Below are 19,558 nucleotides of genomic sequence, written 5' to 3' on the forward strand. Positions count from 1 at the left end.
CGCACCGATCACGCACCGATCAGCCACGAGGAGAACCCCATGGACCTGGCTCGGCTCCGGCACGACCCCCGACCGTTCGCGCTGCTGCGCCGCCGCACCCCCGGCCTGCACGACCACGACACCGTGGAGGTGCTGATCGGCCCGGTCACCACCTGCGAGCGGCTCGCCGACCTCCCCGACGAAGGGCTGGCCCTCGTCCCGTTCCGGCAGATCCGCGAACGGGGCTTCGACGTCCGTGACGACGGCACGCCCCTGTCGGTGCTCGTGCCGGAGGAGTCGTACGCGCTGCCGCTGGAGCGGGCGCTGGCCGGGCTGCCCGCGCACGACGTGCAGGTCGAGGGCGGGGGCTTCGACGTCGACGACGAGGAGTACGCGCGGATCGTCGACCGGGTGCTGCGCGAGGAGATCGGGCGGGGCGAGGGCGCGAACTTCGTGATCCGGCGGACGTACGAGGGCGGCATCCCGGGCTTCGGCCGGGCCGACGCGCTGGCGCTGTTCCGGCGGCTGCTGGAGGGCGAGCGGGGCGCGTACTGGACGTTCGTGGTGCACACCGGGGACCGGACCCTCGTCGGGGCGAGCCCCGAGGTGCACGTCCGGATGTCCGGCGGGACCGTCGTGATGAACCCGATCAGCGGCACCTACCGCTATCCGGCCGGCGGGCCGACGCCGGAGGACCTGCTGGCCTTCCTCGCCGACGGCAAGGAGATCGAGGAGCTGTCGATGGTCGTCGACGAGGAGCTCAAGATGATGTGCACGGTCGGCGACATGGGCGGGGTGGTGATCGGGCCCCGGCTGAAGGAGATGGCACACCTCGCGCACACCGAGTACGAGCTGCGCGGACGTTCCTCGCTGGACGTGCGCGACGTCCTGCGCGAGACCATGTTCGCGGCGACCGTCACCGGGTCGCCCGTGCAGAACGCCTGCCGGGTCATCGAACGGTACGAGCCCGTCGGGCGGGACGGTGTCGCGCGCGGCTACTACGCGGGGGCGCTCGCGCTGCTGGGCCGGGACGAGGGCGGGGCGCAGACCCTGGACTCGCCGATCCTGATCCGGACGGCCGACATCGCGGCCGACGGCAGGCTGCGGGTGCCCGTCGGCGCCACGCTCGTCCGGGGCTCCGACCCGGCGGGCGAGGTCGCCGAGACCCACGCCAAGGCGGCCGGGGTGCTGGCGGCGCTCGGGGTGCGGCCCGGACGGCCGGAGCGGGAGCGGGCGCGGCCGGGGCTCGCGGAGGACCCCCGGGTGCGGGCGGCGCTGGACGGGCGGCGCGCGTCGCTGGCGCCGTTCTGGCTGCGGATGCAGGACCGCACGGCGGAGCTGACCGGGCACGCGCTGGTGGTGGACGCGGAGGACACGTTCACCGCGATGCTCGCGCACCTGCTGCGGTCCTCGGGGCTGGAGGTGACGGTACGGCGCTACGACGAGCCGGGGCTGCGGGAGGCCGTGCTCGGGCACGCCGGGGTGGTCGTCCTGGGGCCGGGGCCCGGTGACCCGGGGGACGCGGACGACCCGAAGATGCGGTTCCTGCGGGGGCTGACCGCCGAGGTACTCCGGGACCATCGGCACGGGGTGCTCGGGGTGTGTCTCGGGCACGAGCTGATCGCGGCGGAGCTGGGGCTGGAGATCGTGCGCAAGGAGGTGCCCTACCAGGGGGCGCAGACCTCGGTCGACCTGTTCGGGCGCGAGGAGGTCGTCGGCTTCTACAACAGCTTCGTGGCGCGCTGCGACGACGCGGCGGCCGGGGAGCTGGCCGCGCGCGGGGTGGAGGTCAGCCGCAGCGGCGGCGGGGAGGTGCACGCACTGCGCGGGCCCGGGTTCGCGGGGGTGCAGTTCCATCCGGAGTCGGTGCTGACGCTGGACGGGGTGACCGTGGTGCGGGAGCTGGTGGCCGGGTTGCGGGTCCTTCGGGCCCGGTAGGCCCGGGTGCCGGGTGCGGGTGGGTGGAGGCTGGTCGCGCCCCTGAGGGGAACGGAGCGGGAGACCACGCACCACCCGCACCCGGCAACGCGCGCGGGCCCCTCCCCCGGTCAGCCGAAGAAGACGCCGACCTCGTCGTACAGCGCGGGGTCCACCGTCTTCAGCTTGGCCGTGGCGTCGGCGATGGGGACGCGGACGATGTCCGTGCCGCGCAGCGCGACCATCGTGCCGAAGTCCCCGTCGCGGACCGCGTCGATCGCGTGGAGCCCGAACCGCGTGGCGAGCCAGCGGTCGAACGCGCTCGGCGTGCCGCCGCGCTGGACGTGGCCGAGGACGGTCGTACGGGCCTCCTTGCCCGTGCGCCTCTCGATCTCCTTGGCCAGCCATTCGCCGACCCCGGAGAGCCGGACGTGCCCGAAGGAGTCCAGGGACTCGTCCTTCAGGACCATCTGGCCGTCCTTGGGCATCGCGCCCTCCGCCACGACCACGATCGGCGCGTAGGAGGCCCTGAAGCGGGACGCCACCCAGGCGCACACCTTCTCGACGTCGAAGCGCTGCTCGGGGATGAGGATGACGTTGGCGCCGCCGGCCAGGCCGGAGTGGATGGCGATCCACCCGGCGTGGCGGCCCATCACCTCCACCACCAGGACCCGCATGTGGGACTCGGCCGTGGTGTGCAGCCGGTCGATCGCCTCGGTCGCGATGCCCACGGCCGTGTCGAAACCGAAGGTGTAGTCCGTGGCCGACAGGTCGTTGTCGATGGTCTTCGGGACGCCCACGCAGGGCACGCCGTACTCGTCCGACAGGCGCCCGGCCACGCCCAGCGTGTCCTCGCCGCCGATGGCGACGAGCGCCTCGACCTCCTGCTTGGCGAGGTTGTCCTTGATGCGGCGGATGCCGCTCTCCTCCTTGAGCGGGTTGGTGCGCGAGGAGCCGAGGATGGTGCCGCCGCGCGGCAGGATGCCGCGTACGGCGGGGATGTCGAGGCGGACGGTGTCGTTCTCGAGCGGACCCCGCCAGCCGTCCCGGAAGCCTACGAAGTCATAGCCGTACTCCTGAACGCCCTTGCGGACGATGGCCCGGATGACGGCGTTGAGCCCGGGGCAGTCGCCGCCACCGGTCAGTACTCCGACCCGCATGGAAATATCCCTTCACCGCGGTTGCCGTAAGCCTTCCGCAGCACCGTAATGGTGACGCAGGTCACTTCGACATGACCGGGTAGAGGCAATTCCGGTGAACTGTCGGGCGGTTGGTTTACTCCTCGGATTGATCTATGGGCGCATTTGTCGATCCGCGCGGGCCGGGGCGGCAGGGCCGGCGGCCGGCTACGCGTCGTCGAGACCGCGTTCGATGGCGTAGCGGACCAGTTCCACCCGGTTGTGAAGCTGCAGCTTGCCGAGGGTGTTCTGCACGTGGTTCTGGACGGTGCGGTGCGAGATGACGAGGCGTTCGGCGATCTGCTTGTAGCTCAGGCCCTTGGCGACGAGCCGGAGCACCTCCGTCTCACGGTCGGTGAGCTGCGGCGCCTTCGGCTCGTCGGCACCCGCGGCGGGCGTCGGCTCGGAGGCGAGACGGCGGTACTCGCCGAGGACGAGGCCGGCGAGTCCGGGGGTGAAGACGGGGTCACCGACGGCGGTGCGGCGCACGGCGTCGATCAGTTCCTCGGTCGAGGCGGACTTCAGCAGGTAGCCGGTGGCGCCGGACTTCACCGCCTCCAGCACGTCCGCGTGCTCGCCGCTCGCCGACAGCACGAGGACGCGCAGGGCCGGGTTGGCGCCGACCAGTTCCTTGCAGACCTGGACGCCGGGCTTCGCGGGCAGGTTGAGGTCCAGCACGAGGACGTCCGGTGCGGCGGCCTTGGCGCGGCGCACCGCCTGGTCGCCGTCGCCCGCCGTGGCGACCACGTCGAAGCCGGACTCGGTCAGGTCGCGGGCGACGGCGTCGCGCCACATGGGGTGGTCGTCGACCACCATGACCTTGATCGGGTCGCCCGGCCGTTCCCGCCCGTCGACGCCCGAGGGCTCCTGTCCGTCCAGCACGTTGTCCGTCACCGCTTCTCCGCCTTCCCCCGTGTGTCCTTCGGTGCTTCCGAGGCCCTGGGTACCTTCAGTTCGACTTCCGTGCCCTGTCCCGGCACCGAGATCAGCTCGGCCGTGCCGCCGATGTCGCGCAGCCTGCCCCGGATGGACAGGGCCACCCCGAGCCGTCCCTCGCCCTCGGCCTGGGCGAGCCGCCCCTCGGGGATGCCGGGCCCGTCGTCCCGTACGGTCACGACGACCTCGTCCGTCCAGTCCTCGACCAGGATCCAGGCCCGTGCCCGCTCACCGGCGTGCCGGCGCACGTTGTCCAGGGCGGCGCCGACGGCGGCGGCCAGCTCCCGTGCGGCGGGCGCGGGCAGCTCCACCGGGGCGCCCGGCTCGGACAGGGTGACCTTCGCCCCGGCGTAGGGGGCGAGCAGGGAGCGCAGGTCGACGGGGCCGTCGCCGGACTCCGCGGCGTCCGGCTCGTCGACCAACCGGACGAACGCCCCCTCGGCCGCGTCCTCCGAGATCCGGGAGACCGGTACGAGGCCGCCGGAGACCAGGGTGCGCAGCGCGACCTCCTGCTCGCCGGCCATCCGGCCCAGCTCCGCGGCCTCGCCGCCGAGGGCGGTGCCGCGCCGCTGCACCATGGCGAGGACCTGGAGCACGCCGTCGTGGATGTCGCGGGCGAGGCGCTCCCGTTCGCGGGTGGCGGCCTCGATCTCCAGGGCGCGGGCGAGGGTGCGCTCGGAGGCGCGGGCCACCTCGACGACGTAGCCGATGGCGATGGCGGCGACCCACACGAGCAGCACGTTGTGGACGGTGTCGCGGGTGGGCGCGCCGCGGTGGACCAGGTTGGCGGCGGCGACGAGGGTGGAGGCGAAGGCCGCCCACCGCCAGCCGCCCTTGATGGCGAAGGCCAGGACGGCGCCCGCGGTCCATATCGACGGCAGGGTGGGGCCGCCGGCCTCGATCCGCTCCGGCGAGTCGGCGAGCCGGGTGAGCAGGATGCCGACGACCGCGATGGTGAGGTCGGCGGCGAGGAACCGTTTGGTGCAGCTGGCCGCGTTGGCGACCTTGGGCAGGGTCGCCAGGGTCCAGCCGGCCAGCACCACGAAGTAGGCGATCGCGAGCCAGGGGCGCGGGAACGTGCCGTACGCGCTGACGAACAGGCCGACGGCGTAGATCGTCGTCAGGACGCGGTAGCCGGTGAGCGCGCGCCACAGCGGCAGCTCGACCGACATCCTCATGACTCTCTCGCGCCTCGGCATGTGCCCGACCCCCACCCCACCCACGACGGACGCGTGGTCCGCACGCGACCGTATCCGCCGAACGCGACCGCTACGAAGCCGGCTTGTCCCGGTCGTCCGTGGCCTCATCGGACCGCTCCTTGGCCGCCTGGTCCTTCTCGGCCTTGGCGAGGGCGGCCCTCGCGGCCTTGTCGGCGTCCTTCTCCGCCTTGGCCGCCTCCGCGATCTGCCGCTTGGCGGCGGTCGCGTAGATGTCGACGTACTCCTGGCCCGAGAGCTTCATGATCTCGTACATGACCTCGTCGGTCAGCGCCCGCAGGACGAAGCGGTCGTGCTCCATGCCCTGGTAGCGGCTGAAGTCGAGGGGCCTGCCGATGCGGATGCCGGGCCGCATCACCTTCGGCAGGACCTTGCCGGGCGGCTGGATCTTCTCGGTGTCGATCATCGCCACGGGGATGACGGGCGCGCCGGTGGCGAGGGCCACGCGGGCGAGGCCGCCGGGCTTGCCCCGGTAGAGGCGGCCGTCGGGCGAGCGGGTGCCCTCGGGGTAGATGCCGAACAGCTCGCCCCGCTCCAGGACCTGGATGCCGCTCCTGATGGCGGCCTCGCCCGCGCCGCGCGCGCCGGAGCGGTCCACGGGGAGCTGGCCGACGCCCTTGAAGAAGGCCGCCGTGAGCTTGCCCTTCACGCCGGGCGTCGTGAAGTACTCCGCCTTCGCGATGAAGGTGACCTTGCGGTCGAGGACCGCGGGCAGGAAGAACGAGTCGGAGAACGAGAGGTGGTTGCTCGCCAGGATCGCCGCGCCCTCGGCCGGAATGTTCTCCAGGCCCTCCACCCAGGGCCGGAAGGTGACCTTGAGCGGTCCCCCGATGGCGACCTTCATCGCGCCGTACAACAACCGAGTGCCTCTCTGTGTTCTGAGGATCAGACCTTAACCCGGACGGCTGACGAACGGCCCGGCGCCCCGCCCCCCGTCTCTCCTGCCCCGGCCGAAGCCCCTGGTCGGTGTCAGTGCGGTCGCGTACGGTGAACCACACCGGGACTCGTTTCACACCCTTCTCACGAACAGGAGACCGAACCGTGCCGGTCCTTCCTGGAGCCGAGCCCTACCGCCACGAGGGCGGACGGGTCGGGGTCCTCCTCTGTCACGGCTTCACCGGTTCCCCGCGGTCGCTGCGCCCCTGGGCGGAGTACCTCGCCGGGCACGACCTGACCGTCGTCCTGCCCCAGCTGCCGGGTCACGGCACCCGCTGGGAGGACCTGCGGATCACCGGCTGGCAGGACTGGTACGCGGAGGTGGACCGTGAGCTGCGCGCCCTGCGCGAGCGCTGTGCGCGGGTCTTCGTGGCCGGGCTGTCCATGGGCGGCGCGCTGGCCCTGCGGCTGGCCGCGAAGCACGGGGACGCGGTCGACGGCGTGGTCGTCGTCAACCCGGCCAACGAGGTGCACGGCCTGGCGGCCCGCGCCCTGCCCGTGCTCCGCCACTTCGTCCCCAGCACCAGGGGGATCACCGACGACATCGCCAAGGAAGGCGTCACGGAGCTGGGGTACGACAGGGTGCCGCTGCACGCGGCGCACTCCCTGCGGACCTTCCTGCGGCTGGTCGACGGTGAACTGCCCCAGGTGACACAGCCGCTGCTGCTGTTGCGCAGCACCCGGGACCATGTGGTGCCGGCCGCCGACTCCGCGCGCGTGCTGAGCCGGGTGTCGTCCACGGACGTCACGGAGATCCTGCTGGAACACAGCTACCACGTCGCGACGTTGGACCACGACGCGGACCGTGTCTTCGAGGAGAGCCTGGCGTTCATGACCCGTGTCGTGCGGGACACCGCGCCCGACACCGCGAAGGCGACCGACGGGGAGGAGTCCCCGGAGGACTCCGGGACGGAGGCGCTGAAGGACTCCGGGACGGAATCCGTACAGCAGTCCGGGTCGGGGTCCGCGGAGCGGTTCGGTGCGGGATCCATGGAGCAGAGGGAAGGGACGGCCACTGGTGGCTGAGCACGACTCCGAGCGTGACCCGGAGGAGAAGGGCGCGCCCCTCGGCGAGCGCCACGGTGACGCGCGCGGACCGGGCTCGGGCGGCTCGGGTTCCGGTGGCTCGGGCGGCTCGGGTGCCCCCTCCGGCGACACTCCGGGCGAGGAGCAGCAGGTGCCGTTCGACGAGGACGCCGCCTGGCGGGCCATCGTCGCCGGGTTCGGCGAGGAGCCACCGGACCCGCCGGGTGCCAAGCCGTTCCGTTCGGTGGAGGACCTGGCGCTGCTGGAGGCCGACCCGGAGGAGGGGGAGGGCTCCGACGCGCCCGCGGCCGGCGCCGCGGACGGTGCCGGGCCCACCGCTCCCAAGCCGCTGGGCAGCTCCGTCGCGTTCGCGCCCGGTGTCGGCTCCGGTCCACGGGACTACACGGTGCCCGACCCGGTGGGCGAGGACACCGGTGAGGACGACGACGAGGACGACGACGGCGAGGGCCACTTCGTGCCGCCGGAGCCGCCGCCGCTGCCGGAGGCCGACGCGACGGCCAAGTTCGCCTGGCTGGGCGTGGTCGGCGGCCCTGTGCTGCTCCTGCTCGCGGTGCTGCTGGGCTGGGACATGACCTGGTGGCTGACCACCCTCGGCATCGGCGGCTTCCTCGGCGGCTTCGCCACGCTGGTGATGCGGATGAAGAACGACGACGAGGACGACGACGATCCGGGGCGGGGCGCGGTCGTCTGACCCCCGCCGCCGTACGCGGGCCCGTCCGGACGTGTTCCGGACGGGCCCTCGTCGTGGTGCGCGGCGCCGGCGTCCACCGCAGCGGATCCGGGTCCGGCGGGCCGGGACGGCCCTCAGGACGACGCGGCGGGCACTCTGAGGGCGGCCAGGACCGGCAGGTGGTCCGTGGCCGCCCGCAGGTCGTCCCGGCTGATCCCCGGCTGGTCGAGGGGGACACCGCAGCCGAGGACCTCGATGCCGGGGGTGGCGAGGACTGCGTCGATGCGCTGGTGGGGGTCGGCGGGGGTGGAGGTGTACTCGCTGCCCCAGGGCGCGGTCGCCCAGCAGTCCTGGAGCGCGCCGGCCAGCCGCCGGAAGGTGCGGCCGTCGGGGCGTTCGTTGAGGTCGCCGCCCGCGACGGCGTGCTCCACGCCCAGTGCGGCAAGACGGTCGAGGAGCATGCCGCCCTGCTCGTACCGTTCGTCCTTCTGCAGGGAGAGGTGGCACGACAGGACGCCGAGGCGGGCGCGGCCGAAGCGGACCACGGCCGTGGCGAAGCCGCGCCGGTGCAGGCCGGGGGTGAGCGGCAGCAGGACGTCCTCGGTGTGCTCGACGGTGGCGCGCAGGCCGCACAGCAGGGCCGGGCCGGAGGCGGTGGCGCCGCCGGAGAGGGTGACGAGGTCACAGGCCGCGGCCAGCCGCGCGAGTTTCTTGCGCCAGCGGAAGAAGCGGGGCGCCTCCTGGACGAGGACGAGGTCGGGGGCGCAGCCCTTGATCACCCGGGCGAGTGCGTCGGTGTCGTCCCGCAGGGAGCGGATGTTGTAGCTGAGGACGCGGATGGTCGCCGAACCGTCGGGGTTCGTGCGGGAGTTGGGCAGCGGGTTCGTCGCCATGGGGATCAAGATACGCCCCGAGCCCGGGGGTATTTGTCCGTTTGCGCCGGGGGGCGGTGCGTGGCTCGGTGTGACCGCGTGGCTCGGCCGCCCATGGACACGGCCCCGTGCCCCTTCCGGGATGCTTCCGGGGGCGCGGGGCCGTGTCCGACGGAGTGTCACATGATCGGGTCGGGCTCTCTCGCCAGGTCGGCCGCGCCCACCAGCCCGGCCTCGTTGCCCAGCCGGGCGGCGATGACCTGGGCGACCGGGCGCCAGTTGCCGCCGACCAGCCACCGCTTGTACGACTTGCGGATGGGGTCGAGGACCAACTCGCCCTCGTCGGACAGGCCGCCGCCCACGATGAACGCCGACGGGTCGAAGAGGGAGGCGAGGTCGGCGAGACCGGCGCCGGCCCAGCGGGCCAGCTCGCGGTAGGAATCGACGGCGACGGGGTCGCCCTGGCGGGCGGCCATGGAGATGTGCTTGCCCTCGATGCCGTCGGGCGTGCCGTCGCCGAGGCCGAGCAGGATCTCGGCGTTCTCGGGGGTCGCGTTGGCGCGCTGCTTGGCGTACCTCACCAGCGCGCGCCCCGACGCGTACTGCTCCCAGCAGCCCTGGCTGCCGCAGCCGCACAGCAGACCGTCGGGCACCATCCGGATGTGGCCGAACTCGGCGGCCACGCCGAAGTGCCCGCGGCGCAGCTTGTTGCCGATGATGATGCCGCCGCCGAGGCCCGTGCCGAGGGTGATGCAGATGACGTTCCGGTGGCCCTTGCCCGCGCCGAACTTGTACTCGCCCCAGGCCGCCGCGTTGGCGTCGTTCTCGACGACGACGGGCAGGCCCACGCGGGCCTCGACCTTCTCCTTCAACGGCTCGTTGCGCCAGTCGATGTTGGGGGCGAAGTAGACCGTGGAGCGCTGACGGTCGACGTAACCGGCAGCGCCGATGCCGACGCCGACGATCTCGTGTCCGGCTCGCGCGCCCTCGACGGCGGCGGCGATGGCGTCCACGATCTCCTCGGGCGTGCCCGGGGTCGGCACCTTGTGGGTCGAGAGGATGTTGCCTTCCTCGTCGACCACACCGGCCGCGATCTTGGTACCGCCGATGTCGACGCCGATGGTGAGTCCCATGAATCCCTCAGTTTCGGTCGAGCCCCGCTACGGCCAACCGTACCCGAGGGCCCGGCGCCGGGGCTCCCGTCGTCCGCCGGGCGGACAGGCCGGCGTCAGTCGAGGTCGATGCGTTCGCCGGGGCCCTGGTCGCCGTCCTCGTCGCCGCGTTCCCGGTGGGCGGGGTCGCGGGTGGTCCAGCGACGTTCCTGGGCCTCCACGGCGGAGCGGTACGCGGCGAGGAGTTCGCTGCCCGCGGCGGCGAGGTGGTCGAAGACGTCCGGGTTGCGTTCGATGACGGGTTCGACGGCGGCCCTGGCCTGCTGGACGACCTGGCTGACCATCTGCTGGGCCGCTCCGCCGGCCACCGCGCCGAGCAGCGGCGACTGGAGACCGGACAGCTTGTCGGCGACGGTGTCGACGAGCTTGCGCAGTTCCTCGGCGGCCGAGCCCGGCGGCGGCCCGTACCGCGCCCGGCGGCGGGCCTTCTCCGCGGCGAGGTCCTCCTCGCACGCGGTGGCCCAGGCGTCGGCGTCCGCCGCCCGCACCTCGTACTCGTCCGCGGCGGCCTGGCCGGCCGCGTCCTGACGGGCGGCGTCGGACGGGGGGCGCTCTTCGCTCATGGCGGACTCCTGCCTACGGTTCGTACCGTCGACGTTACCCGAACGGGGGTATGCGGTTCACCGGGTGCGGGGCCAGAACCGGGGGTCGGGCGCGAAGCGGATCCTCAGCTCGCCGTCGCGCAGGGCGGCACCGTCGACCGTGCAGCGGCGCAGGGCCGAGGGCAGCGGCACGATGCGCCGGAACTGCCCGGCGGTGACGACCAGCTCGTCGCCGCGCCGTACGAGGTCCAGCTCGTCGCGCAGGGCGCCGGGCAGCGGGAGGTGCCAGACGAGCACGCCGTCGTCGGCGAGCCGGTCGGTGACGGGCCACTCGACCCGGGCGGGCCTGTCACCCGCAGGGGGTACGTCGAGAGCGGTGAGGTCGTCGGTGCCGCGCGGGTCACGGCCGAGGTGGGCGACCTCCCGCACGGGGTGGGTGGCGCGCCATTCCGACAGCGTCTTGTCCTGCTGGGCGACGAGCCCCGCGAGCCAGGTGTCGGAGGTGTCGGCGGGCAGGACCCGGTTGGCGACCAGGGCGTCCACGGACAGGCCGCGCAGGGCGAGGCCGACGCCCGCGACCCGGACGTGGTCGGCGGCGGCGGGTCCGGGCTCGGCGACCAGCCGTACGGTCGTGCCGGGGTCGTCGACGACCCCGGCGACGGCGGCCAGCTCGACGTCCCAGCGGGCCGCCGTCTCGTACAGCCACTCCGCGGGCATCGGCACCCCGGCCAGCCGGCCGAGCACGGGCCGCAGGGCACGGGCCGCCTGGCGTTCGGCGGGCAGCAACCTCCGCAGGTAGCGGCGGAGTTCCTCCGGGAGGCCGAGCAGGGCGAGCGTCTGCGGCAGGGGCGGCAGATCGACGACGAGCAGGTCGTACGCCTCGGACAGCGCGGCGTCGCGGAGGGCACGCAGGAGGGCCAGCTCCTCGGCGCCGGGCAGCGGGGTGAGTTCCTCGGCGTCCAGCCGGCCTGCGCCCAGCAGGTCGAGCACGGAGGCGGCGCGCTCCTGGAACGCGACGAGGTCCGCGCGGAAGCCGGCGGCGGCGTCGGGCCGCCACGCGGTGAGGCCGGGGCCGACCCGTACGGGCTCGGCGCCGGTCGGGGTGCCCAGCACCGCCCCGAGACCGTCCGTCCGGTCGGCGCTCAGCACGAGCGTGCGGCGGCCCTCCCGAGCCGCCGCCACCGCCGTGGCCGCGGCGACCGTCGTACGGCCACTGCCGCCTTGCCCGGTGATCAGGATGGTGCGCATGGGGCTGAACGGTAACCCACCGGGTGGGGGCGGGGGTTCCACCCAGCGCCCGAACGGGGTGCCGCGGGCGGACTCGAACGGCACCCGTGTCACCAGGGCGAGTCGGGCGGGCGGCCCGCTGGACGGACCTACGCCCCGGACTCCACGCGCTTCTTCAGCCCGGCCAGCGCCCGGTCGATGATCACCTTCTCCGCCTTGCGCTTGATCATCCCGAGCATCGGGATCTTCACGTCCACGGTCAGCTGGTACGTCACCTCGGTCGCCGTGTCGCTCACCGGCTTGAGGATGTAGGAGCCGTCGAGCGACCGCAGCATCTGCGACCTGACCAGCGTCCAGGACACCTCGTTCGCCCCGGACCAGGTGTACGCCAGCGTCTGGTCGTCCTTGATCGCCCCGGCGTCCATGACGAGCCGCACCTGCTCGGCGCGCCCCTCGTCGTCGGTCTTCAGGACCTCGGCCTCCTTCACCTCACCCGTCCAGTCCGGGTAGCGGGCGAAGTCGGCGATCACTCCCATGACGTCGGCCGCCGCAGCCTCGATCGTGATGCTCGAACTGGTGAATTCCGCCATCGCCGTGGCTCCTCCAGAGACGTTCCGGTGAGGGAGGTGGGTGCGCACGTATGTGCAGCGTGAAGGCTACCGCGCGTGCGGGGTCACCACTCCAACGCCCAGGGCCTGCCGCTCCCGGCGAAGTGCCCCACGTTCACGCACTCGGTGGCCCCGATCCGCATCCGCCGTGCCAGCGGCTGGTGGACGTGCCCGAACAGCGAGTACCGCGGCCGGGTCCGGCGGATCGCCTCCAGCAGCGCGCGGCTCCCCCGCTCGAACCGGCGCGCGACCGTGTCGTACACCAGCTCGGGCACCTCCGGCGGGATGTGCGTGCACAGCACGTCCACCTCCCCCACCGCCTCGATCTTCGCCGCGTACTCCTCGTCGCTGATCTCGTACGGCGTGCGCATGGGGGTGCGCAGTCCGCCGCCCACGAACCCGAAGACCCAGCCCCCGATCTCGACCCGGTCCCCGTCCAGCACGGTCGTCCCGCGCCCCGCGTACTCGGGCCACAGCCTCGGCATGTCGACGTTGCCGTAGGTGGCGTACGTCGGCTCCGGGAACGCCGCGAACAGCTCGGCGTACTGCTTGCGCACGGCCTTCTCGATCACGGCGGAGCGGTCCTGGCCGATGCCCGACCAGAGGCGGGCGCCGAGTTCGCGGGCCTCCTCGAAGCGCCGGGCGGTGCGCAGCTCGACGAGCCGGGTGGCGTTCTCGGCGCCGAACAGGTCGGGGAAGATCCCGCGCGAGTGGTCGGCGTAGTCGAGGAAGAGGACCAGGTCGCCGAGGCACACCAGGGCGTCGGCACCCTCGCCGGCTCTGGCCAGGTCGCGCGCGTTGCCGTGCACGTCACTGACCACATGAATACGTGTCCTGCGGTTACCGCCTGGTGTGGGTGCCATGACGATCAAGCGTAGGCGGGTGCGGCAGGGGTGAACAGAGTCGACCGAACCTGCGGTTACTGGTCAGTCATTAAGTGTGGGGATTATTGTTCCCGGAGAATCCGTACGTGTGACGCGGAAAACATCTCCCCGCACCCCCCTCGCGGAGAAGCCATACCGACGGGTAACGTCCGGGCAGTCCAGTCGTGCTCAGGTTTTCAACCAGTGAGGAACCCAGTGGGACCTGAGCGCTAGCCCCAGCCTTGGACCGCACCGTCGCATCACACGCGTACGTCGTGGCGCCGGCGCCCTATGAGGAGCAGCAGTCTTGCGCGAGTTCAGCCTTCCGGCTTTGTACGAGGTCCCCGCGGACGGCAATCTGACCGACATCGTCCGCAGAAACGCCGCGCAGCATCCCGATGTCGCCGTCATCGCCCGCAAGGTGGACGGTGTCTGGCAGGACGTCGACGCGGTCCGGTTCCTCACCGAGGTGCGGGCGGCCGCGAAGGGGCTCATCGCCGCCGGTGTCCAGCCGGGCGACCGGGTCGGACTGATGTCGCGCACCCGGTACGAGTGGACGCTGCTGGACTTCGCGATCTGGTCGGCCGGCGCGGTCACCGTGCCGGTGTACGAGACCAGTTCGCCGGAGCAGGTGGAGTGGATCCTCTCCGACTCGGGCGCCACCGCCGTGATCGTGGAGCTGGACTCCCACACGGCCGCCGTCGAGTCGGTGCGCGACCGGCTGCCCGCGCTCAAGCACGTCTGGCAGATCGAGGGCGGCGGGGTGGAGGAGCTGGGGCGCCTCGGTCAGGACGTCACCGACCAGGCCGTCGAGGAGCGCAGCTCGCTGGCGAAGGCCGACGACCCGGCGACGATCGTCTACACGTCCGGCACGACGGGCCGCCCGAAGGGGTGCGTCCTCACCCACCGCAGCTTCTTCGCCGAGTGCGGCAACGTGGTGGAGCGGCTGCGGCCGCTGTTCCGCACGGGCGAGTGCAGCGTGCTGCTCTTCCTCCCGCTGGCGCACGTCTTCGGCCGGCTCGTGCAGGTCGCGCCGATGATGGCGCCGATCAAGCTGGGCACCGTGCCGGACATCAAGAACCTCACGGACGAGCTGGCCTCCTTCCGGCCGACGCTGATCCTCGGTGTGCCGCGGGTGTTCGAGAAGGTCTACAACTCCGCGCGGGCCAAGGCGCAGGCCGACGGCAAGGGCAAGATCTTCGACAAGGCCGCGGACACGGCGATCGCGTACAGCAGGGCGCTGGACACCCCGTCGGGCCCGGCCCTCGGGCTGAAGATCAAGCACAAGGTGTTCGACCGGCTCGTCTACAGCAAGCTGCGGGCGGTGCTCGGCGGCAGGGGCGAGTACGCGATCTCCGGCGGCGCTCCGCTGGGCGAGCGGCTCGGGCACTTCTTCCGCGGCATCGGCTTCACGGTCCTGGAGGGCTACGGCCTGACGGAGTCCTGTGCGGCGACGGCGTTCAACCCGTGGGACCGGCAGAAGATCGGTACGGTCGGACAGCCGCTGCCTGGCTCCGTGGTGCGCATCGCGGACGACGGCGAGGTGCTCCTGCACGGCGACCACCTGTTCAAGGAGTACTGGAACAACCCGGGCGCGACCGCGCAGGCGCTGGCCGACGGCTGGTTCCACACCGGTGACATCGGCACCCTCGACGAGGACGGCTACCTCAGGATCACCGGCCGCAAGAAGGAGATCATCGTCACCGCGGGCGGCAAGAACGTCGCCCCGGCCGTGATCGAGGACCGCATCCGGGCGCACGCGCTGGTCGCGGAGTGCATGGTGGTCGGCGACGGACGGCCGTTCGTGGGCGCGCTGGTCACCATCGACGAGGAGTTCCTGGGCCGTTGGGCCGCCGAGCACGGCAAGCCCGCGGGGTCCACCGCGGCGTCGCTGAGCGCGGACGCCGACCTGAACGCGGCCATCCAGGCCGCGATCGACGACGGCAACGCCGCGGTGTCGAAGGCGGAATCGGTGCGGAAGTTCCGCATTCTCTCCTCCCAGTTCACGGAGGACTCGGGCCACCTGACGCCGTCCCTGAAGCTCAAGCGGAACGTGGTGGCGAAGGACTTCGCGGACGAGATCGAGGCGATCTACGCGAAGTAGCACGCCCCGGAAGCACGACTACGGCGCGGTGTCCTCGGCGAGGACCCGCGCCATCGTGCGTTCGGCGAGCGCGGTGATGGTGACGAACGGGTTGACGCCGATCGAGCCGGGCACCAGCGAGCCGTCGGTGACGTAGAGCTTCGAGTAGCCCTTGACCCTCCCGTAGTCGTCGGTCGCCCTGCCCAGCACGCAGCCGCCCAGCGGGTGGTAGGTGAAGTCGTCGGCGAACACCTTGCTGGGCGAGCCGAACAGGTCGTACCGGTAGATCGTGCCGTTGGCCGAGTTGATCCGGTCGAAGAGCTGCTTGGCCATGGAGACGGAGACCGCGCTCTGGGCGGCGCTCCAGCCGAGCCTCGCCGAGTCGCTCGCGGCGTCGTAGGTGAACGAGGCGCGCTCGGGGTTCTTGGTGAGGGCGAGATAGAGGCTGACCCAGTGCTCCAGCCCGGTGGGCAGCGGAGCTATCTCGGCGAAGACGGGGTTGGCGGTGTTGGCCCAGTCGTCGATGCCCAGCACCGGCATGGTCGACTGGTTCGCCCCGACCGTGTCCCACAGGTGGTTGGCCCGGCCGAGCATCACGTTGCCGTTGGGGCCCCAGCCCGCGCCGACGCCGGCGTTCAGCGCGGGCAGGGTGCCCTTGGCCCGTGCCCGGACGAGGAGTTCGGAGGTGCCGACGCTCCCGGCACCGAGGAAGAGGTACGTGCAGCCGTACTCCTTGGTCGCGACGACCGCGCCCGTGCCGTCGACGCGGTCGACGGTGACGACGTACGTCCCGTCCTTCTCCCTGCGGATGCCCCGGGCCCGCTCCATGGTGTGGATGGTGACGTTGCCGGTGCCGAGGGCGGCGGCCAGATACGTCTTGTCGAGGCTCCGCTTGCCGTGGTTGTTGCCGTAGATGACCTCTCCGGCGAGGGCCGACTTCGTCGCCGTGCCGGCCGCCTCGCGCTGCATGTACCCGAAGTCGTAGACGCTCGGCACGAAGGTGGTCCGCAGGCCGGCCTTCTGGGCGTGGGCGCGGGAGACACGGCTGAAGCGGTACCACTCGGTGGACTCGAACCACGCCGGGTCGATGGTGTTGACGCCGAGCATGGCGCGGGCGCGCGGGAAGTACGTGCCGTACATCTCGTCGGTGTCGACGGTGGGGAACTGCTCGGCGAAGTAGGACCGGAGCGGGGTGACGGCCATGCCGCCGTTGACGAGGGAGCCGCCGCCCACGCCGCGGCCCAGGAAGACCGACATGTCGGCGTAGCGGACCCGGTCCAGGACGCCGGGGTAGGGGCCGATGTCCCGGTTGACGACGTCCAGCCACAGGAAGGTGGCGAGCGGGGCCTCCGTGCGGGTCTTGAACCACATGGCCCTGCTGTCCGGTTCCCTGGTCGAGCAGAAGACCTTGCCGTCCGGGCCGGCGGTGTTCCACAGGCGGCCCATCTCCAGGACGACGGTGCGGATGCCGGCCTGTCCGAGGCGGAGGGCGGCCACGGCGGCGCCGTACCCCGAGCCGACCACGAGGGCCGGGGAGGTGTCGACGGCGTCGGGCTCGACGGCGTGCGCCGACTGGAGGCCGACTCGGGTGAGGCCGAGGGCGGCGGCCGCCTGGAGGGCGGCCATGCCGACGACGCGACGGCGGGAAAGCTGATGCTGCGTCAGTTTCTCTGTCATGCACACAGGATGGGCGGACGCCCCCGTTCCCACCAGGGATACTGGATGCCCCTTTTGTCGCTACAGCAACAGCTCCAACTTCTCGGCCAACGTGTCCCACCGCCACCGTTCCTCCACCCACGCCCGCCCCCGCTCCCCCATACGGCGGCGCAGCTCGGGATCGCCGAGCAGGGTGACGACGCGTTCCGCGGCCTCCTCAGGGTGACCGCCCCGCACGACCCAGCCGGTCTCGCCGTCGAGCACCGCGTCGGGGGCGCCGCCGGAGTCACCGGCGATGACCGGCAGGCCCGTGGCGGACGCCTCCAGGTAGACGATGCCGAGGCCCTCCACGTCCAGCCCGCCCCGCCGGGTGCGGCACGGCATGGCGAAGACGTCGCCCGCACCGTAGTGGGCGGGCAGTTCGGACCAGGGCACGGCCCCGGTGAAGCGGACCGACCCGGCGACGCCGGTCTCCTCGGCGAGGCGGCGCAGCTCCTTCTCGTACGGCCCGCCGCCGACGATCAGCAGGACCGCGTCCGGCTCCTTGGCGAGGACGGCCGGCATCGCCCGGATCAGGGTGTCCTGGCCCTTGCGGGGGACGAGCCGGGAGACACACACGACCACGGGCCGGTCGGTGAGCCCGAGCCGCGCGCGGACCTCGTCGCCGCCGGAGTCCGGGTGGAAGGTCTTCTCGTCCACGCCCGGCGGCAGCTGGACCATGCGCCCGGCCGCCTCGGGGGTGAGGGCCGTGGCGATCCGGGAGCGGGTGTACTCGCCGAGGTAGGTGATCGTGTCCGTGCCCTCGCCGATCCGCCGCAGCAGCTGCCGGGCGGCGGGCAGCTGCGCCCAGCCCGCCTCGTGGCCGTGGGTGGTGGCCACCAGCCGCCGGGCGCCCGCCCTGCGCAGCGCGGGGGCCATCAGGCCGAGGGGGGCCGCAGCCCCGAACCACACGGACGTGCAGCCGTGCTCCCGCAGCAGCCGCACGGCCGTCCGCGTGGCGCCGGGCGTCGGCAGCAGCATGGTCGTGCGGTCGCGCACGACGGTGAAGGGCTGCTCGGCGTCGAAGGCGGCCGTCGCCCGGACGCCCTCCCGGCTCCGCTTCCAGGTCGAGGCGTGGACGACGACCTTCTCGGGATCCAGACGCAGCGCCATGTTGTGCAGGAACGCCTGGATGCCGCCGGGCCTGGGCGGGAAGTCGTTGGTCACGATCAGGGTCTTGTGCATCGCCGCCGACCCTACCGAACGGGGCCGCGCCGGCCGCCGCGAGGCATCCCGCACAGGATCCGCCCCGGCTTCACCGCCGCCTCACAGCCGGACGGGAGATCATGTCCCCCACCCGCACAATCGTGGGGAACCCGCGCGGATACGACACGCCGGGCGCGGCGGCACTGCGGACAGGGGCATCGGATGGCTCAGCTGGACATGACGGGCACACGGCGGCCCCCGTTCGGCCTGCTCGCGGTCTGGGGCGCGACCAGGCTGGTGCTGCTGCTGTTCGTCTTCAAGGTGTGGGTGTTCCCGGGCCCGGACGTCACCACCGACGTCTCGGTCATCTACCAGGGCTGGTACGGCACCCTGCGCACCGGCACCTACCCGCTGGACGACGTGACGTGGCAGTACCCGCCCGCCGCCGCCCTCGCGATCCTCTCCCCCGCGCTGCTGCCCTTCCTGGAGTACGCCTCCGCGTTCTTCGTCCTCGCCTTCCTCGCCGACCTGGCGGTGCTCGCCCTGCTCCTGTACACCGGCGGCCGGCCGGGCCGGTCCCGGCGCGGCGCCTGGGTGTGGGCGGTGGGCCTGCCGCTGATCGGCCCGACGGTGTACGCCCGCTACGACGTGATGGTGACCGCGGTCGCCGTCGCCGCGCTCCTCGCCGGAAGCCGCCGTCCGGCCGTGATGGGGGCGCTGACGGCCTTCGCGGCCCTGCTGAAGGTGTGGCCGGTCCTGCTGCTCCTGGGTGCCCGCGGCCGTACGGCGTGGCTCTGGGCGGCGGGCACGGCGGCCGGCCTGTCGCTGGTCCTCGCCGTCTGGATGCCCGGCGCGTTCGCCTTCTTGACCTTCCAGCGCGACCGGGGCACCGAGGTGGAGTCGCTGGGCGCCCTCGTCCTCCACGTCGCCCGGCACTTCGGCTGGGAGGGCCGGGTGCTGCTGAACTACGGCTCCGTGGAGTTCCTCGGCGACCATGTCGACGTCGTGAGCAACGCGGCCCTGGCGCTCAGCGGGGTGGCGTTCGCCTGGCTGCTGCTGTGGCGGGTGCGGGCCCGGCTGTTCGCCCCGCACACCCTCGCGGACGCCGCGTTCACGGCGGTGCTGCTGTTCACGGCGACCAGCAGGGTGATCAGCCCTCAGTACATGGTGTGGCTGGTCGGCCTGGCGGCCGTGTGCCTGTGCTTCCGGGCCGGGCGCATGCTGGGGCCGGCCGTCCTGGTCCTGATGGCGTCCTTCGTGACGGTGCTGGAGTTCCCGATCTGGTTCGCCCATGTCGTCATGAGCGACGGGCTGGGCATCACGCTTCTCTTCGTCCGCAACGGGCTCCTCGTGCTGGCCGCCCTCGCCGCCGCCCTGGAACTGTGGCGGAGCTCGGTGCCGCGCCCGCGCCGGGCCGCGGTCCCGGGGCGGGCGGCGCGCAGCAGGGAGTCGCTGAACTCCTGAGCGTGC

At 72.7% G+C, this 19,558-nt stretch carries 17 protein-coding genes; 5 read left to right on the plus strand and 12 right to left on the minus strand.

Annotated features, from left to right (window positions below; genetic code table 11):
- The first annotated feature begins 39 nt into the window (after positions 1-39).
- A complete protein-coding gene (locus GSY65_RS09280; RefSeq protein WP_159766873.1) occupies positions 40-1,917 on the plus strand; it encodes an anthranilate synthase family protein in 1,878 nt (625 codons plus the stop codon).
- Positions 1,918-2,027: 110 nt separating this feature from the next.
- Here the strand turns inward: GSY65_RS09280 and GSY65_RS09285 are convergent, their stop codons facing one another.
- The 4 genes from GSY65_RS09285 to GSY65_RS09300 form a co-directional block, all read right to left on the minus strand.
- The gene (locus GSY65_RS09285; RefSeq protein WP_159766874.1) at positions 2,028-3,056 is read right to left on the minus strand and encodes a 6-phosphofructokinase; all 1,029 of its coding nucleotides are present in this window, start codon (positions 3,054-3,056) and stop codon (positions 2,028-2,030) included.
- Between the two features lie 186 nt (positions 3,057-3,242).
- The gene (locus tag GSY65_RS09290) at positions 3,243-3,890 is read right to left on the minus strand and encodes a response regulator (protein ID WP_159775738.1); all 648 of its coding nucleotides are present in this window, start codon (positions 3,888-3,890) and stop codon (positions 3,243-3,245) included.
- A gap of 74 nt (positions 3,891-3,964) precedes the next feature.
- Entirely contained in the window at positions 3,965-5,209 is a 1,245-nt protein-coding gene (gene macS / locus GSY65_RS09295) for a MacS family sensor histidine kinase (protein ID WP_201452489.1), read from the minus strand.
- 70 nt (positions 5,210-5,279) lie between these two features.
- A complete protein-coding gene (locus GSY65_RS09300) occupies positions 5,280-6,071 on the minus strand; it encodes a lysophospholipid acyltransferase family protein (protein WP_159766876.1) in 792 nt (263 codons plus the stop codon).
- A 197-nt stretch (positions 6,072-6,268) separates the two neighbouring features.
- On the opposite strand from GSY65_RS09300, the gene GSY65_RS09305 reads away from it, so the two are divergent.
- Positions 6,269-7,189 (plus strand): alpha/beta hydrolase, encoded by a 921-nt coding sequence (locus GSY65_RS09305; protein ID WP_159766877.1) that lies wholly within the window; start codon positions 6,269-6,271, stop codon positions 7,187-7,189.
- Positions 7,182-7,901 carry a hypothetical protein gene (locus GSY65_RS09310; protein WP_159766878.1) on the plus strand — a complete coding sequence of 240 codons (720 nt, stop codon included), beginning with the start codon at positions 7,182-7,184 and terminating at the stop codon, positions 7,899-7,901. The genes GSY65_RS09305 and GSY65_RS09310 overlap by 8 nt, the downstream gene beginning before the upstream one ends.
- Before the next feature lie 113 nt (positions 7,902-8,014).
- On the opposite strand, the gene GSY65_RS09315 is transcribed toward GSY65_RS09310, so the two are convergent.
- From GSY65_RS09315 to GSY65_RS09340, 6 genes are all read right to left on the minus strand, one after another.
- Positions 8,015-8,773, minus strand: a complete 759-nt coding sequence (locus GSY65_RS09315; RefSeq protein WP_159766879.1) for an endonuclease/exonuclease/phosphatase family protein — start codon at positions 8,771-8,773, stop codon at positions 8,015-8,017.
- Between the two features lie 158 nt (positions 8,774-8,931).
- The gene (locus tag GSY65_RS09320) at positions 8,932-9,885 is read right to left on the minus strand and encodes an ROK family glucokinase (RefSeq protein ID WP_159766880.1); all 954 of its coding nucleotides are present in this window, start codon (positions 9,883-9,885) and stop codon (positions 8,932-8,934) included.
- A 95-nt stretch (positions 9,886-9,980) separates the two neighbouring features.
- Positions 9,981-10,487 (minus strand): DUF5304 domain-containing protein, encoded by a 507-nt coding sequence (locus tag GSY65_RS09325; RefSeq protein WP_159766881.1) that lies wholly within the window; start codon positions 10,485-10,487, stop codon positions 9,981-9,983.
- Positions 10,488-10,544: 57 nt separating this feature from the next.
- The gene (locus tag GSY65_RS09330; protein ID WP_159766882.1) at positions 10,545-11,714 is read right to left on the minus strand and encodes an ArsA family ATPase; all 1,170 of its coding nucleotides are present in this window, start codon (positions 11,712-11,714) and stop codon (positions 10,545-10,547) included.
- Between the two features lie 128 nt (positions 11,715-11,842).
- Positions 11,843-12,283 carry an SRPBCC family protein gene (locus GSY65_RS09335; RefSeq protein ID WP_159766883.1) on the minus strand — a complete coding sequence of 147 codons (441 nt, stop codon included), beginning with the start codon at positions 12,281-12,283 and terminating at the stop codon, positions 11,843-11,845.
- 83 nt (positions 12,284-12,366) lie between these two features.
- Entirely contained in the window at positions 12,367-13,122 is a 756-nt protein-coding gene (locus GSY65_RS09340) for a metallophosphoesterase family protein (protein ID WP_159775740.1), read from the minus strand.
- A gap of 349 nt (positions 13,123-13,471) precedes the next feature.
- Between GSY65_RS09340 and GSY65_RS09345 the strand changes: the two genes are divergently transcribed.
- A complete protein-coding gene (locus tag GSY65_RS09345; RefSeq protein WP_159766884.1) occupies positions 13,472-15,268 on the plus strand; it encodes an AMP-dependent synthetase/ligase in 1,797 nt (598 codons plus the stop codon).
- Between the two features lie 18 nt (positions 15,269-15,286).
- On the opposite strand, the gene GSY65_RS09350 is transcribed toward GSY65_RS09345, so the two are convergent.
- A complete protein-coding gene (locus GSY65_RS09350; protein WP_159775742.1) occupies positions 15,287-16,873 on the minus strand; it encodes a GMC oxidoreductase in 1,587 nt (528 codons plus the stop codon).
- A 111-nt stretch (positions 16,874-16,984) separates the two neighbouring features.
- A complete protein-coding gene (locus tag GSY65_RS09355; RefSeq protein WP_159766885.1) occupies positions 16,985-18,127 on the minus strand; it encodes a glycosyltransferase family 4 protein in 1,143 nt (380 codons plus the stop codon).
- Between the two features lie 183 nt (positions 18,128-18,310).
- Here GSY65_RS09355 and GSY65_RS09360 point away from each other — a divergent pair, with 183 nt between their 5' ends.
- Positions 18,311-19,552 (plus strand): glycosyltransferase 87 family protein, encoded by a 1,242-nt coding sequence (locus GSY65_RS09360; protein WP_159766886.1) that lies wholly within the window; start codon positions 18,311-18,313, stop codon positions 19,550-19,552.
- Positions 19,553-19,558 lie beyond the last annotated feature (6 nt).

It is taken from the genome of Streptomyces sp. HM190, from assembly GCF_009857135.1.
Taxonomy (GTDB): Bacteria; Actinomycetota; Actinomycetes; order Streptomycetales; family Streptomycetaceae; genus Streptomyces; species Streptomyces heilongjiangensis.

Bases quoted from the DNA above. Each gene is read 5' to 3' on its own strand.
- GSY65_RS09280 (WP_159766873.1), top strand. From the start codon at position 40: ATGGACCTGGCTCGGCTCCGGCACGACCCCCGACCGTTCGCGCTGCTG.
- GSY65_RS09285 (WP_159766874.1), bottom strand. From the start codon at position 3,056: ATGCGGGTCGGAGTACTGACCGGTGGCGGCGACTGCCCCGGGCTCAAC.
- GSY65_RS09290 (WP_159775738.1), bottom strand. From the start codon at position 3,890: ATGGTGGTCGACGACCACCCCATGTGGCGCGACGCCGTCGCCCGCGAC.
- macS (WP_201452489.1), bottom strand. From the start codon at position 5,209: ATGCCGAGGCGCGAGAGAGTCATGAGGATGTCGGTCGAGCTGCCGCTG.
- GSY65_RS09300 (WP_159766876.1), bottom strand. From the start codon at position 6,071: ATGAAGGTCGCCATCGGGGGACCGCTCAAGGTCACCTTCCGGCCCTGG.
- GSY65_RS09315 (WP_159766879.1), bottom strand. From the start codon at position 8,773: ATGGCGACGAACCCGCTGCCCAACTCCCGCACGAACCCCGACGGTTCG.
- GSY65_RS09320 (WP_159766880.1), bottom strand. From the start codon at position 9,885: ATGGGACTCACCATCGGCGTCGACATCGGCGGTACCAAGATCGCGGCC.
- GSY65_RS09325 (WP_159766881.1), bottom strand. From the start codon at position 10,487: ATGAGCGAAGAGCGCCCCCCGTCCGACGCCGCCCGTCAGGACGCGGCC.
- GSY65_RS09330 (WP_159766882.1), bottom strand. From the start codon at position 11,714: ATGCGCACCATCCTGATCACCGGGCAAGGCGGCAGTGGCCGTACGACG.
- GSY65_RS09335 (WP_159766883.1), bottom strand. From the start codon at position 12,283: ATGGCGGAATTCACCAGTTCGAGCATCACGATCGAGGCTGCGGCGGCC.
- GSY65_RS09350 (WP_159775742.1), bottom strand. From the start codon at position 16,873: ATGGCCGCCCTCCAGGCGGCCGCCGCCCTCGGCCTCACCCGAGTCGGC.
- GSY65_RS09355 (WP_159766885.1), bottom strand. From the start codon at position 18,127: ATGCACAAGACCCTGATCGTGACCAACGACTTCCCGCCCAGGCCCGGC.
- GSY65_RS09360 (WP_159766886.1), top strand. From the start codon at position 18,311: ATGGCTCAGCTGGACATGACGGGCACACGGCGGCCCCCGTTCGGCCTG.